The 14748-nt window shown below is 54.6% G+C and carries 15 protein-coding genes; 7 read left to right on the top strand and 8 right to left on the bottom strand.

Annotation, left to right across the window (positions count from 1 at the left end):
• Positions 1 to 6: 6 nt before the first annotated feature.
• The 7 genes from rlmN to nusB form a co-directional block, all read right to left on the bottom strand.
• Positions 7 to 1050 carry a 23S rRNA (adenine(2503)-C(2))-methyltransferase RlmN gene (gene rlmN / locus CIK87_RS04725; protein WP_094385933.1) on the bottom strand — a complete coding sequence of 348 codons (1044 nt, stop codon included), beginning with the start codon at positions 1048 to 1050 and terminating at the stop codon, positions 7 to 9.
• A 248-nt stretch (positions 1051 to 1298) separates the two neighbouring features.
• Positions 1299 to 2384 carry a TlpA disulfide reductase family protein gene (locus CIK87_RS04720; protein ID WP_254046125.1) on the bottom strand — a complete coding sequence of 362 codons (1086 nt, stop codon included), beginning with the start codon at positions 2382 to 2384 and terminating at the stop codon, positions 1299 to 1301.
• Between the two features lie 88 nt (positions 2385 to 2472).
• The gene (locus CIK87_RS04715; RefSeq protein ID WP_022310795.1) at positions 2473 to 2910 is read right to left on the bottom strand and encodes a DUF5606 domain-containing protein; all 438 of its coding nucleotides are present in this window, start codon (positions 2908 to 2910) and stop codon (positions 2473 to 2475) included.
• 8 nt (positions 2911 to 2918) lie between these two features.
• Positions 2919 to 3485 (bottom strand): dephospho-CoA kinase, encoded by a 567-nt coding sequence (coaE, locus tag CIK87_RS04710; RefSeq protein WP_094385931.1) that lies wholly within the window; start codon positions 3483 to 3485, stop codon positions 2919 to 2921.
• Positions 3482 to 4459 carry a YbbR-like domain-containing protein gene (locus CIK87_RS04705; RefSeq protein WP_022310797.1) on the bottom strand — a complete coding sequence of 326 codons (978 nt, stop codon included), beginning with the start codon at positions 4457 to 4459 and terminating at the stop codon, positions 3482 to 3484. The genes coaE and CIK87_RS04705 overlap by 4 nt, the downstream gene beginning before the upstream one ends.
• A complete protein-coding gene (gene yajC / locus CIK87_RS04700; protein ID WP_022310798.1) occupies positions 4460 to 4780 on the bottom strand; it encodes a preprotein translocase subunit YajC in 321 nt (106 codons plus the stop codon).
• 46 nt (positions 4781 to 4826) lie between these two features.
• Positions 4827 to 5780 carry a transcription antitermination factor NusB gene (nusB, locus tag CIK87_RS04695; protein ID WP_094385929.1) on the bottom strand — a complete coding sequence of 318 codons (954 nt, stop codon included), beginning with the start codon at positions 5778 to 5780 and terminating at the stop codon, positions 4827 to 4829.
• 195 nt (positions 5781 to 5975) lie between these two features.
• On the opposite strand from nusB, the gene CIK87_RS04690 reads away from it, so the two are divergent.
• Genes CIK87_RS04690 through CIK87_RS04670 form a run of 5 tightly spaced genes read left to right on the top strand, consistent with a single transcriptional unit; the run spans position 5976 to position 8757 of the window.
• A complete protein-coding gene (locus tag CIK87_RS04690) occupies positions 5976 to 6572 on the top strand; it encodes a 50S ribosomal protein L25/general stress protein Ctc (RefSeq protein ID WP_094385926.1) in 597 nt (198 codons plus the stop codon).
• Between the two features lie 10 nt (positions 6573 to 6582).
• On the top strand, positions 6583 to 7155 hold the full coding sequence (pth, locus tag CIK87_RS04685; protein ID WP_022310801.1) for an aminoacyl-tRNA hydrolase: 573 nt from the start codon (positions 6583 to 6585) through the stop codon (positions 7153 to 7155).
• Positions 7152 to 7589, top strand: coding sequence for an RNA-binding S4 domain-containing protein (locus CIK87_RS04680; protein ID WP_094385924.1), 438 nt, complete (start codon positions 7152 to 7154; stop codon positions 7587 to 7589). Before pth ends, CIK87_RS04680 begins: the two co-directional genes overlap by 4 nt.
• Positions 7579 to 8163, top strand: coding sequence for a formyltransferase family protein (locus CIK87_RS04675; protein WP_094385922.1), 585 nt, complete (start codon positions 7579 to 7581; stop codon positions 8161 to 8163). The genes CIK87_RS04680 and CIK87_RS04675 overlap by 11 nt, the downstream gene beginning before the upstream one ends.
• Before the next feature lie 12 nt (positions 8164 to 8175).
• Positions 8176 to 8757 (top strand): manganese efflux pump MntP family protein, encoded by a 582-nt coding sequence (locus CIK87_RS04670; RefSeq protein WP_022310804.1) that lies wholly within the window; start codon positions 8176 to 8178, stop codon positions 8755 to 8757.
• 85 nt (positions 8758 to 8842) lie between these two features.
• On the opposite strand, the gene CIK87_RS04665 is transcribed toward CIK87_RS04670, so the two are convergent.
• Positions 8843 to 11824: a TonB-dependent receptor gene (locus tag CIK87_RS04665; RefSeq protein ID WP_094385920.1), complete on the bottom strand. Its 2982-nt coding sequence runs from the start codon at positions 11822 to 11824 to the stop codon at positions 8843 to 8845.
• A 216-nt stretch (positions 11825 to 12040) separates the two neighbouring features.
• Between CIK87_RS04665 and aroB the strand changes: the two genes are divergently transcribed.
• Positions 12041 to 13114 (top strand): 3-dehydroquinate synthase, encoded by a 1074-nt coding sequence (gene aroB / locus CIK87_RS04660; protein WP_094385918.1) that lies wholly within the window; start codon positions 12041 to 12043, stop codon positions 13112 to 13114.
• Between the two features lie 472 nt (positions 13115 to 13586).
• Positions 13587 to 14732 carry an efflux RND transporter periplasmic adaptor subunit gene (locus CIK87_RS04655; protein WP_094385916.1) on the top strand — a complete coding sequence of 382 codons (1146 nt, stop codon included), beginning with the start codon at positions 13587 to 13589 and terminating at the stop codon, positions 14730 to 14732.
• Positions 14733 to 14748: the final 16 nt, after the last annotated feature.

Here is a 14748-nt window from a genome sequence, read left to right as displayed (position 1 = left end):
ATGTGTCTACTCGTGCCTTATCTCTTCTATCTTCTTCGAGGTGCTCAGCAGTCCGCAGGCGGCATAGATGTCCTGTCCGCGGCTGGCACGGATGGTGGTAAATACGCCGTGACCGGTAAGATAGTCTCTGAACGCCTCCATGCGCGAGTCGTCGACTCCCCGCAGGTTGACCTCGGGTATCTGGTGGAAGCGGATAAGGTTGATGCGGCAGTCGAGCCCCTTGAGCAGCGTGATAATCTGCTGGGCATGCTCGATGCTGTCGTTGACTCCGTCGAAGACGATATACTCGAACGAGAGGCGGCGCTGATGGGAGAAGTCGTAGTTGCGCAGCAGCTCAACGACCTCTTCGATGCCCATACCCCGCTCGGCAGGCATCAGCTGGCTGCGCAACTCGTGGGTAGGCGCATGCAGGCTTATCGCCACATGGCAGTCGCTCTCCTCGATGAAGCGCTTCAGCTTGTTGCGCACTCCCACCGAAGACACCGTGATGCGCTTGGGGCTCCAGGCATAACCGTAGTCGGCGGTGAGCACCTGGGTGGCTCTCAGCACATTGTCGAGATTGTCCATCGGTTCGCCCTGGCCCATAAACACGATGTTGGTCAGCGTGTCGTGCTCGGGCAGCGAGTATATCTGGTTGAGTATATCGGTGGCAGTAAGGCTTCCCTCGAAGCCCTGCTTGCCCGTCTGGCAGAACAGACAGTTCATCTTGCATCCCACCTGTGACGACACGCAGAGCGTGGCGCGGTCGTGGTCGGGAATATATACCGTCTCCACAAACTTGCCTTCGGCTGTGGGGAAGAGATACTTGACTGTGCCGTCGACCGAGCGCTGCTCGTCGATGGGCGCACGGGCTCCTATCTCGTAGGCCTCGGCCAGCTTCTGTCTGTTGGCCTTGGATATATCTGTCATCTCGTCTATGCTTTTCACCTGACGCTGATAGAGCCACTTGGCCATCTGTCCGCCGGCAAAAGCAGGCATCCCCAATGCTCGAGCCACTTCCTTGAGCTCCAAGAGGGTCATGCCGAGAAGAGGTGTCTTGGTCATTTCCATATCTGTAATTAATTAATGATGCAAAGTTACTACAAACCAAAGAGAAAACAAAGCAAGCGCGCTGTTTTTTATCGTCGCTGGCGCCAACGTGATGACTTTGGGGCTGGCGCCAGAGGCAAGGGTCTCACTATCTCGTGCGTTTGCCATAGCTGCAGGACACCGCCCCGCTGCCACGACAAAGGGCGTGCCGCAGACAGATGACTCTCTGTCGCCGGCACGCCCTTGACGCTATCGGTAGTGACGAATGGTTATTCGCCGTAGATTTCCTTGAGTTTGTTCAGCAGTTCCTTGCCACGCAGGTCGGAAGCCACAATCTTGCCCTGGGGGTCAACGAGCACATTGCTCGGAATAGAGCTTACGCCATAGACCTCGTTGGCAGCACACTTCCAGCCCTTGAGGTCTGACATCTGAGGCCAAGCCATACCCAACTGCTTGACGCCGTCCTTCCAACGGTCGAGCTTGTCGTCGAACGAAACTCCTACGACATTGAAGCCCTTGCTGGCATGGTAGCGATTGTAAGCCTCTACCACGGTAGGCATCTCGCGGCGGCATGGACCACACCATGATGCCCAGAAGTCTACCAGTACATACTGGCCCTGACCAACCCACTGGCTCAGTTTGACAGTCTTGCCGTCCATATCCTGCATGGTGAGGTCGTGGAAGGTAAGACCGTTACGGCGCTTCTCGAGTCCAGCCAGCTTGCTCTTGGCCTGCATCATAGCGGGATGGTTGAAATAAGCGGTGGCGGGGTCGCAGAACTCCTTGAGATGGTCGTAGTCGAACGAGTAGAAATACTCCAAGCCGATGACGGCAGGCAGCACATTGTCGCGGTTGTCGCGATAGAACTTATAGATTACCTCATTGCTCTCATTGTCAAGACGCTTCAACTCGGCCTCCAACTCCTTCTGGCGTTCGGGAGTGGCCTTGCCAGCCTTCAGTTCTCTATCCATGCTGTACTGCTTGGACATACAGTCATTCATATAAACCCAGAATGCGGCGACACGCTCGTTGAGGGCAGAGCCCTTGTACTCGTTCTTGGTATAGTCGAGTGCGAGCGGAGTGCCATCGTTGATGAAGAACATCAGGTTGCGGTCGTCCTTGGTGAAGACTGCCACAGCGACGATGGCATCCTTGGGCGCCTTGCCGGCGATGGCGAACTTGCCACCTGCGCATACGCTGTCGGTATAAATCGTCTTGCCACGGCCATACTCGCCGGCCATTGCCTTGACGGTGCCCTGGGGCACTACGCCTGAAACCTTGAACTCTACATCCTGTGCCATAGCTGCTACAGTGCATGCAAAAGCAGCCACGAGGGTGATCATGATTTTTCTCATTGTTGTTTTCCTCCTATTGATTAAAACTAAATAAGGTGCGCCCCTCAGCCTACAGGCGAGAGATACACCTTATTGTATATATACATCTTTACTCGGCGCGGTCATCCACGTTGTCGCCCTCGGTGGGAGCGAGCACGGCCTCGAAATCGGTGATGCCGTTGTTGACGAGGATGTCATACCACTGGATGAGCTTGCGGATATCGCTGTCGTGTACACGCTCCTCATCGTAAGAGGGCAGCACCTCGGCAAAATAGGCACGAAGCTCCTTGCTTGTGGCCTTCTTGTAATGGATAGAGCAAGGCTTGCTCTGCTCCTTCTCGCCTACATTCTTGAGCACCTGCCACAGAGGGATATCCTCGGCATCGGTGTACATGGCTATATCGGCCAGACTGGTCACGCGGTCGGTGGCAAAAGCCGGCATACGACGGTGAGCGTCGTCAAGGGTTTCTACTATCAAGTTCATTTTACCACGCGAAACCAGCTTGTAGAGACCTGGCTTGCCTGAAATCGAAAGAATTGTTTCCATTGTTTTCTTTATAATCTGTTTATATTATTATTAATCTGACTGATTTGAATGTCTATATCCTGCACACCGTCGTTGACGATAACATAGTGGCTCAACTCGACCATACGCTGCTGGGGCATCTGCCGGCGTATCCACTCGAGTGCTCTGTCGCGGCTCACATGGTCGCGCGCCATGATGCGCTCCACTCTCAGGGGCTCTGGAGCGGTGACGCATATCACATGGTCGAACGCTATGCGCCTGTCAAATCCGCTGTCGAAGAGTATGGCGCTCTCGAGCCAGTCGTAGCCCGAAGCCATGAAGTCCTCAGCCACTGCGGGATGAACCACATCATTGACCGCCTGCTTGTTGGCCTCGCTCTGGAGCAGAAACTCTGTCAGCACATCCTTGCGGAGCTGTCCCTGGCTATAGACACCGGGGCCCACCAGAGAGATAAGTCCTTCGCGGATAGCTTGAGACTCTGCCATGAGCCTCTTGGCGGCGCTGTCGCAGTCGTAGACGGCGATGCCACGGGCTCTGAGCCGCTGGCACACATAGGACTTGCCGGCTCCTATACCTCCTATGATAGCTATCTTCATTGCTGTTCGATGAGATAGTCAACCTTCTGGCTGACCAGATGGCATCGTGACACATTGTGAGGATAAGCCTTGAGATGGAGCATGCACTTGTCTTGCGGATGGGCCTGCAGCTCGTTGTAGTCGGCCACCACCTTGAACTGATCGGCCTTGACATTGCGGTACATGCTGGCTCCGATGGAAAATCTCACCCTGACCTTGGAGGGGAATGTGCGCAGCACCTTGCCCTCGGGCATATTGACTGCCGTGATGGGCACCTCTATGGTCTGCTCGGTGAGGATATCGGGATAGAGCACTATCTTGACCGTCGCCGGCACTGTCTTGACTCCCTTGACCTGCTTCAACTCCACCACCCGCTCGACGGTATCATTGAAATTGACGATGTTCAGATCGGCCGTGGTGACATACTTGATGCTGTCGAGCATGTCCTTGCGGGCATACACAGTCACCTTTTCGGGCATCACCTTCTTGCCGGCAAGATAGTAAGCCTTCTCGGGCTCAATCTTTCCTACCAGCTTGACCGGAACAAGTTTGGACTCGCCATAATTGAAGAAATACTCGATGCGGTCGGGCTTCACACCAGTGACGCGCGACGAGCCAAACAGCTGGTTGAATGCAGCCTTGATCATGTCGCCCGAGGTGATGACGCCCTTGCCAGCCACCTTGTTGGCCGACGCCTCGAAATTGAAGTTGATGGGTTTCTGCTTGTTGGTCATATAGGCCAAGAGGGAGAATCCCTTGTCCCTTACCGTTACCGTGATAGAGTCTGTGCTCTGCGACGTGATGATTACGTTCTTGGGTATATTGGTAAGGTACACGGGAATCTTGAGTTCTTTCTCATAGCTCTCGTTGAGCGTCATCAGCAGCCAGAATGTGCCGCTGAGCGCGAGAAAGAACAAAAAAATCAAGAACTCCTTGTTGACGAAGCCGAACAAGAAGTTCTTGACATGTGCCATATTACGGTTCAGGTTCGTCATTTATGCCTGGCGCATGGGAGAATTGGCATCGGCGAATACATAGCTCTTATCGACTACGATGTTCACGCCGCGGGCAATCTCTACCTCTACCGTATTCTTCTCCAGATTGATATTCTTTACTGTGCCATAAATGCCACCACCGGTTACCACGTGGTCGCCGGCCTGCAGCGAGTTCTGGAAGTTGCGTATTTCTTTCTGCTTCTTCTGCTGTGGGCGAATCATAAACAGCCACATGATTACAAACATGGCTATCAGCATAATAATCATTCCCATACCGCCTCCGGCGCCTTGGCCCTGGGCAGCTAAGATAAGTGTACTCATATTAGTCTATTCTTATGTTTTGATTGTTGTTACGATTCTTCTATTATTATTTGCCACCGTTGCGATGGGCAGGCTCGATGGGCTTGAGCAGCTTGCCGGTATTGACCAGATGGCGGGCTATGCCGTCGAGCATACCGTTGATGTAGCTGCCGCTCTTGGGTGTACTGTAGAGCTTTGCCAAATCCACAAATTCGTTGATGGTAACGCTGATGGGGATATTGGGGAAAGTCATCATCTCGGCTATGGCTATCTGCATGATGACCACATCCATGTACGCCAGACGCGAGAAATCCCAGTTGTGACTGGCCTCGCTCATATAGCGCTGATAAGTATCGGCATTGAGGATGGTAGCGCGGAACAGCTTGCGTGCAAACTCGCGGTCTTCCTCGTCCTTGTATTCGGGCAGGAGTTCCTGGTTGCCCTTGTTGGCAGGGTCGAAGCGCTTGATGGTCTTCAGCACGAAGGTATCTACTATCTCTTTGTCGTCATTCCAATAGAGACTCTTCTCTTCCAGAATGGCATCGAGCTCGGCATTGTCCTGAATGAGCATCTTATAGAGCTTGCGCCACACTTCACGGTCAGCCTCATAAGAATCGTCATCGCTGTCCATATATTCCTTATATACTTCACTCTGCTCTATCTGATTACACTTGCCGCGGATAAACTCCTTGTCGTTTTCCCAGGTGAGCTTCTTGTCTTCCAGGAAAGCGTTGAGCATCTTGTTCTCCTCGAGTTGGATGGCGAACTTGTTAAAAGCAAATTTGTTGGATGGTTTGTCTGTGCCTTCACGCTCCGCACGAGCTGTGAGAATATCAAATCGACGTCTTTCCTCTCTTGAAATCTCGACGATTAACAGCAACAGATAGTTGTAAAGGTCATAAGCCTTGGAGAGGCTAAACAACAACTCCTTTTCAGCATTCTCCATGTTCTTGTTGCCGTTTTGGTAGTAGGCGTAGGTTAACTGAACTACCTTAGTTCTAATCAATTCTCTGTTTATCATTCTCTAATAATAATTGGTGTTTCTTTTATTTTCGCTACAAAAATAGTCAAAAAACAAATTCTATGCAATAAAAACGCTGAAAATAAATGTTTTTTTAGAAATTCTTTGCATAATCCGAGGAAAAAGGCTACCTTTGCAGCGCTTTTCGCATCTCAGTGTGATGGCGAATTAATTAATAATTTAGAGTAACACATTATGAAAGAGATTAATGTAACAGGTCAGAAGCGTACAGACCTTGGTAAAAAAGCTTCTAAACATCTTCGTAAGCAGGGCATGGTTCCTTGTAATCTTTATGGTGAGGCAAAAGAGGACAACAAGCCTGTAGCTTTAGCATTTGCTGTAGCTATGAGCGACCTCCGCAAGATTGTTTACACTCCCCATGTTTATGTAATCAACCTCATCATCGACGGCGAGTCTCACACCGCAATCCTGAAGGAACTTCAGTTTGACCCCGTGACAGACGCCGTTATGCACATCGACTTCCTGGAGGTTAACGACCAGAAGCCTATCACTATCGGTATTCCTGTTCGCCTCGTAGGTCTGGCTCAGGGTGTTCGCGATGGTGGTCGTATGAACCTCTCTATGCGCAAGCTCAACGTTACCGCTCCTTATCAGCAGATTCCCGAGCACCTCGACGTTGACGTTACCGCTCTCAAGATTGGTAAGAGCATCAAGGTTGGTGAGCTGAGTTTCGAGGGCCTTGAGATTGCCAATGCTAAGGAAGTTATCGTTTGCTCTATTAAGATGACCCGTCAGGCTGCTGCCGCCGCTGCTGCCGCCGCTCAGGCTTAATTGATAGCGAATGGACAAATTTTTGATTTGTGGTCTGGGTAACCCCGGTGCTGAGTATCAGGACACCCGACACAATACAGGTTTTATGGTATTGGACGCTTTTGCTAAGGCGTCCAATATTGTTTTTGAGGATAAGCGTTATGGTTTCGTGGCAGAGACATCGATTAAGGGACGCAAGGTTTTTCTGCTCAAGCCCACCACCTTCATGAACCTCAGCGGCAACGCAGTGCGCTACTGGCTGAACAAGGAGAACATCGACCAGAAGCGGTTGCTCGTCATCTCCGACGACGTCGCCCTGCCCGTAGGCGCCTTCCGTCTGAAGGCCAACGGCAGCAACGGCGGCCACAACGGACTGGGGCATATCCAGCAGCTCATTGGCCAGGACTATCCCCGCTTGCGCATGGGAATCGGCGGAGACTATCCCCGTGGCGCCCAGGTCGATTGGGTACTGGGCCGATTCTCCGATGACGACCTGCTCAAGCTCAAGCCCAGCATCGACATTGCCGTCGACATCATCAAGAGCTTTGTGCTGGCTGGTATCGACATCACCATGAACCAATACAACAAACTGGGAAAGAAATGAAAACCGAGGCACGTATAGACAAGTGGCTGTGGGCTGCGCGCATATACAAGACACGCAGCATAGCCGTCGACGCCATCAAGAACGGACGCGTCACCATCGATGGCATCAATGTCAAGCCGGCACGCATGGTCAAGGCTGGCGATGTGGTGTCGGTGCGCAAACCGCCCATCACCTATTCGTTCAAGATACTCCAGCCCATCGAGCAGCGCGTGGGAGCCAAGCTCATTCCCGAGATTTACGAGAATGTCACCGACCCCAAGCAGTACGAGCTGCTGGAGATGAGCCGCATCAGCGGATTTGTCGACAGAGCGCGCGGAACCGGACGCCCCACCAAGAAAGACCGACGTGCCATGGACGCCTTTGTCGACCCGGCATTGTTGGACTTCGACGATATTGATGACGACGTTGATTGGGGCAACGACGATGAAGCATAATCTTGCCATCTTTGTATCTGGCAGTGGTACCAACTGCGAGAACATCATCCGACATTTCGCCCACCATCCCGAGGTCAACGTGGCGCTGGTGGTGAGCAGCAGTGCCAAGGCCGGAGCTTTGGCGCGTGTAGAGCCTTATAGCATCCCTACCCTCGTGGTCAACAGAGAAGAACTGGCAAGTCCGCAGTTTGTCCGTATGTTGCGGACCGACTATCACGTCACCTTCATTGTCCTCGCCGGATTTCTCTCGCTCATTCCCGAGACGCTCACTACCGCTTACGCCCACCGCATGATTAACATCCATCCTGCCCTTCTGCCCCGTTATGGTGGCAAAGGCATGTATGGACGCCATGTCCACGAGGCTGTGAAGGCTGCCGGAGACACCGAGACCGGCATGACCATCCACTGGGTGAGTGACGAGATAGACGGCGGAGCCATCATCAGCCAGTTTTCCACCCCGCTCCTGCCCACCGACACCGTCGACGACATCGCCCGCAAGGAACACGAGCTCGAGATGCAGCACTTCCCAGCCGAGATAGAGCGCATCCTGGGCACCCTCGACACCTTATTATAATATATATAGGTGATGGCCGACACTCTCGAACTGCTGCTACTCGCCGTAGCCCTCGCCATGGACTGCTTCACGGTCTCCACCGTGTGTGGCGTCATCCTGCGCCGCCGCCAGTGGCGCACCATACTCCTTACCGCTTTCTTCTTCGGCGCTTTCCAGGCGTTTATGCCTTACATCGGATGGCTCGGCACCTCGCTCTTTGCCCGCCAGTTAGAGGCTTACGACCACTGGATAGCCTTCTCACTGTTGCTGTTTCTCGGCGGCAAGATGATACACGAGTCCTTTCTGCCCGAAGAGCGCCAGAGCTTCTGCCCCACATCGCTGCGCACCCAGCTGGTACTGGCGGTAGCCACCAGCATCGACGCCCTTGCCATAGGCATCTCGTTTGCCTGTACCGGCTATCGCTCGTCGGTCGATCTGGCAGAACCTCTGACCATCATCGGACTCGTCTCCGCGCTTTTCTCGGTCATCGGCTATCTGCTCGGCATCCGTTTCGGTTCGACCGTCACGCGGCGCATCAAGCCCGAGCTCTTGGGCGGCCTCATCCTGATAGCCATAGGCGTCAAGGTGCTCATCAGCCATCTCTACGGGCTGTAGGCGGTCATCCCTCATCCACCAACCAAAATGGGCTGCAACTCTACAAGACGTGAGTTGCAGCCCATTTTGGTTGTCGGCCATCAGGTCAGATGCCCATGCCTGGCCCGCGGGGAGGCATACCGCCGGGAGGCGGACCACCATAGCCGCGACCACCCTGCGGACGACCCGGGGGCATATCGCCAGGAGCCATGTCGCCTCGTCTGCGCATACCCTGACGGGCGTTCTTGCCGCCAAACATATTGAAGCGATAGACCACATGGAGCATGGCATAGCTGTTGATGCTGTTATACCATGTATCGCTACGCTGGAAGGCGTCGATGGTACGGCTGAAGTTGCTCTGCTGGTGCAGCAGGTCGTAGAACTGGAGCAGCACGGTGAGGGGCTTGCCCTTGAGGAAGCCCTGCGATACCTGAGCGTTCCATATCAGCTCGTTGGTGTTCATCGAGTTGTCGTTATATCCACGGCGGCTGCTTTCGGAGATATTGGTAGAGAGTGCCGTACCCCAGGGGGTATTGAGGCTGAACGTGGCTCCATAGCTGAACTGCCATGTATCGAGGTTGCTCTGGCTCTGCAACTGGTTGCGGCCGTGCATATAGTTGACCGACCCGTTGAGTTCTATCGAAGCCCATCCCTTACGATAACCCACATTGAGCTGTTCGCGCAGATTGAGCGTGCGGGTGCGGTTTTTCTGCACACCGCTTGTACGGTCCAGGGTGAGGTAGCTCACGTTGTTGGTAAATCTGGCATCGGTGTTGGTATTGGTATACCACGTACCGGTCGAGTCGATAGAGGTGTTGTAGAGCAGTCCTCCGCCGATGCTCCAGTTGCCGTTGATGTTCTCCGGACGGCTAGTGCGCCCGCCAGTCACCTCGTCATAGGTCACCATATTGCTTATTGAGTTGCGCGTAGTCTGAAACGACAGATTGGCATTGACAAACTGCGAACGCTTGGTGATGAAGTTGTTGTAGAAGAGATTGAAGTCATTGGTAAACGAGGGCTTCAGTCCGGGGTTACCCTTCGAGATGTCGAGCGGGTTGCTGTCGTCGGTGATGTCGAGCAGCTGGCTCATGCTGGGCTGGCTCGTGGTGCCGCGATAGCGTATGCGCAACTGGTGCTGGCGATTGAAGCGGTAGCGCAAATCAAATGTAGGAGACAGATTGGTTACCGTGCGCACCGTGTCGACATGCACTCCCTGATAGTCCTGGATATACTTCGAACGCTGGGGCTGCACCATAAATCCGGCGTTGAGCTGATACTTGCTCTTGATGAGCCTGAAGGTCAGGTTCATCTCGTGGATATAGTTGTTGTATTCCGAGTAGCGGCTCAGCGTCTGGTCGAGATAGTCGGGCAGCGTGCCGGGCAGCAGGTTGAGATAGTCGCCCCAACCGCGGTACTCGGGGTTGACGCCGTCAAAGACGCTGCTGCTCAGTCTGCTGAAGTCGTAGGTAGAGCGGTCGCTCTTGCTGTGGTTGTATCTGAAGTTGTAGCGCAGCTGCAGGAAGGCGCCCTTGAAGAGGGGTTCGGTGTAGGTCGCCGACAGCCGGTAGTTGTAGTTGTCGGTGGGCATCAGATTGTAGCGGTGGGTCTGATAGGTCGAGTCCAGACCCTCTGCGGTCTGCTTGAGCCACAGTCGGGTGGCATTGAGCGACATGCTCTCGCTGTCGCTTTCGCCGTAGCCTCCGCCCGCACCGAATGTGATGCTGCGTCCACGCGTGTTGAGCTTGCGGTTCACCTGCAGCATACCGCTCAGGTTCTTGCTGTTGCTGTAGTTTATCGAGTTGCTCTTCTGCGAGTTGACCACGATGCCCTCACGGCTTATCTCTTCCAGTTCGCTGTCGTCAAGCGGACTCTCTGAGTAGAGATAGGGGTCGGCATTAAACGATGCCGAGGTCGAGGTGGTCAGTCCGTCGCTCTTCGACCACGACAATGTGGGCCTGAACATGATGTTGGTCATCGTGTCGGGCTGCCACTCCAGTCTTCCCTGTACATTCCAGCTATCGCTGCGCGAGTAGTTCTGCCGTATACTGTTGGAGAAGGCACCAGTGGTATTGACGAAGTTCTCTGCCGAACTGCGTGTGAAGGCATCGCCGTCATTGTGGCGCCAGAATGCACTCAGGTCTATCTTTATCTTCTTGACTTTCTCGTAGTTATAGTTGAACCCCAGCATCTTGGCGGCGTTCAGACCCTGACGGCCGGCCCCGAAGCGGCCTCTGCCACCACCGGGGAAACCCATATCGTTCACGTTGTTGGCACTGCCAAACATCATGAACCTGTTTTTGTCGTCAAAGTATGCGCCCATGCCTCTCTCGGCATAGCGGCTGTGGTTGCCCAAACCCAGGTCTACATTGGCAAAGGTGCCGCGGTTCATGCCCTTCTTCAGTCCGAAGTCGAGCACGGTGGTCTCTTCGCCGTCGTCGACGCCGGTGATGCGCGCCAGGTCGCTCTTTTCGTCATAGGCCTTGATTTTCTCCACGATAGAGGTGGGCAGATTCTTCATGGCTATCTTGGTGTCGCCAGTCATAAACTCCTTGCCGTCTACCAGTATCTTCTTCACCTCCTTGCCGTTGTGGGTTATCTTGCCGTTTTCGTCGACCTCCACGCCCGGCAGCTGCTTCACCAGTTCCTCGATGGTCGAGCCTTCGGGTGTGCGATAGGCGGCGCTATTATATATAAAGGTGTCTTCCTTGACCGTCACCTTGAGTGCCTGCCCTACCACCTGGGTCTCCTTGAGCACCACGGCGTCGGTCTTCATCTCCATCTTGCCGAGGGCCAGGTTCTTGCCGTCGCTTATCACGATGCGCTTCACGATGGTCTGATAACCTATACTTGATATACGCAGACGGTATTTGCCGTCTTTCTTGATGCGCAGTTTGAATACGCCCTGTTCGTTGCTCAGCGTACCTCCGGCATAGGTGCTGTCGGCATTGAGCAGCTGCACCGAGGCTTGCTCGATGGGCTCCTTGCTCTCGGGGTCAAAGAGTTGGCCCGTGACGAGCCGCTCTTGGGCCATCGTCATCGCCGACGATAGCAGCAGTAGCAGCAGTAGTAGCAGTGTCTTGTTCTTCATTGTTGTTTCGTATGTGTTGCTTTGTTAGTTTTTTGACGCCTCCACGGGCCAAAGGTTTAATCGTGAGCCTCATCATTTTTATGCACACTGTCAGCGGGATGTGCGCAAACGGCGACACTTTTATCTTAAAAACTCTTAATTGTTATCACTGTGTTAGATACTTTCTCCGTAGTTTTGCCTACTTTTGTCCTTGCTATACAAAAAGAGCATTATGTTATGAAACCAACCGATACACTATCCAATAAGCATCAGCAGGTAATCCTTACCACCGACCTTGAGCGCGACCTCACCATGGCGATAGCCGAGTGTGAGCACGACCGCATCTTTGTCATCGCCGACCGCAACACCCATGCCCACTGCATGGGCAGGCTCAGCACCTTCCGCTGTCTGCGCGATGTCATCACCATCACCATCGAGCCCAGCGACACCCACAAGGACCTCACTACCCTCACCGCCGTATGGCAACAGCTTCAGGAGCATGGTGCCACGCGCCACTCGCTGGTCATCTGCCTGGGCGGAGGCGTGGTGACCGACCTCGGCGGCATGGCGGCAGCCACCTTCAAGCGGGGCATCAACTTCATCAATATCCCCACCTCGCTGCTGGGCATGGTCGACGCCTCAGTGGGCGGAAAGACCGGCGTCAACTTCGGCGGACTGAAAAACGAGATTGGCGTCTTTGCCGAGGCACACTTCGTGCTGCTGTGCGCCGACTTCCTTGCCACGCTCGACGACGAGAACCTGCGCTCGGGCTATGCCGAGATGCTCAAGCACGGCCTCATCTCTACCACCGCCCAATGGGCCAGTCTGCTGCAGTTCGACCTCGCCACGCCCGACTATAGCCTTCTGGGCAGGCTCGTTGCCGACTCGGTCAAGGTCAAGGAAGACATCGTGGCCCAAGACCCGCTGGAGCAGGGGCTGCGCAAGGCGCTCAACCTGGGCCATACCGTGGGCCACGCCATAGAGAGCCTGCTGCTGCAGCGCACCCCCATCCTGCATGGCTATGCCGTGGCCTACGGCATCGTGGCCGAGCTCTATCTCAGCGCAACCAGGCTGGGCTTCCCCGCCGACAAGTTGCGCCAGACGCTACATTACATCCGCCAGTATTATGGTACCCCCGCCATCACCTGCGATGACTATCCGCAGCTGCTCGCCCTGATGCACCACGACAAGAAGAACACGGGCACCGACATCAATGTCACCCTGCTCAGCGATGTGGGCGAGATACACATCAACCAGATAGTCGGCGAAGAGGAGATAAGCGAGGCGCTTGACTTCCTGAGAGAGGGCTGAGCCGTCATTGCCGCCGGCATCTCCATGACAAGCCCTCATACCTTATACTTTCATCCCAGGATGAAACGACACTGCAGCCGCACCCACAGGTGCGGCTGTTGTTTTTCCGGCAGTTACGTTGCCGGCCGTCACAGCCCATACTGCATAGCAGCCAGCATATCTCCGCACATCCCTCACGTGCTCCACGCCGTTACTGATGGTCACTGACGGCTCGTATCATTTGATACGTGAGTCCGTATCATACGTCACGTGACCGCGCGTCATACGTTACGAGACCACGTGACTTATGATACGAGCCAGCCCACGCACCTTGCAGACCTCCATCTGCCCTCTCCCGCCTCGCTCTCTGCCGTCACAAGAGAGGGAGGGGAGCCAAATATGCAACCCGGTTGCAAGAAAATGTGCGTATCTTTGCACTATAATCATTACATATATGTTGAAAACAGGTTTATATTACTTATCGCTGCTATCCATGGCAGCATGTATAGCGGCCTGCGGCCATCACGCCCATGCCGACGAAGAAGGAAGTCACGACCACGAGACCGAAGAGGCTGGCCATGAGGGTCACGGCCATGCAGACCAGGACCACGGCGACGAGATAATACTCGAGCCCGAGAAGGCACGCGCTGCCGGCGTGAAGGTCGAGACCATCAAGCCAGGCAACTTCCATGGCGTCATCCACACCAGCGGCAAGGTCATGGCTGCCTCGTGCGACGAGACCACCGTGGTGGCCACCATCAGCGGCCGCGTGGCCCACATGGGTCATGTGAGCGAAGGTCTGAAGGTGGCAGGCGGCACTACCCTCTTCTCCATTACCTCGGCAGGCATGCAAGTGGCCGACGGCGACCCTGTGCAGCGTGCCAAGATAGACTTTGAGCGTGCCGAGCGCGACTACGCCCGTGCCCAGGCGCTGATTAAGGACAAGATTATCAGCGTGAAAGACTTCGCTGTGGCCAAAGCCGAATATGAAGCTGCCAAACTCACCTATACCAGCATGCAGAAGACCCGCAGTGCCGGCGGCGTGGTGGTCGCAGCTCCGCGTGGCGGATATATCAAGCAGTGTCTGGTCAACGGCGGCGACTACGTCGAAGCGGGCCAGCCTCTGGCCATCATCACCCAGAACAAGCATCTCTATCTGCGTGCCGAGGTGCCCGAGCGCCGCTTCAACGAGCTCAACAACATCCGAAGCGCCAAGTTCAGCACCAGCTACAGCAACCGCCTCTACGACATCAGCCAGATGGGCGGACACATCCAGTCGTATGGCCGCTCTGCCGAGGTCAACAACTCTTACATACCCGTAATCTTCGAGTTCAACAATACCGGCGACGTGGTCCAGGGCTCCTATGCCGACATCTACCTCATCACCCATGAGCGCCAACAGGTCATCACGCTGCCCCTGACAGCCATCACCGAGGAACAGGGCTTACACTATATCTATATACAGAAAGACGCCGAAGGCTATCAGAAGCAGGAGGTGACTCTCGGCGAAAGCGACGGCGAGCGCATCGAAATCAAGAGCGGTGTGAAGGCCGGCGACCGCGTGGTGACGCGTGGCGCCATACAGGTCAAGCTGGCCTCGGCTTCCAACGCTATCCCCGCCCACAACCATAACCATTAAGCCCACCTCTATACTG

Source organism: Prevotella sp. P5-64 (assembly GCF_002251285.1).
In the GTDB taxonomy this organism is placed as follows: Bacteria; Bacteroidota; Bacteroidia; order Bacteroidales; family Bacteroidaceae; genus Prevotella.
This window is presented reverse-complemented; position numbering and strand designations above follow the sequence as displayed.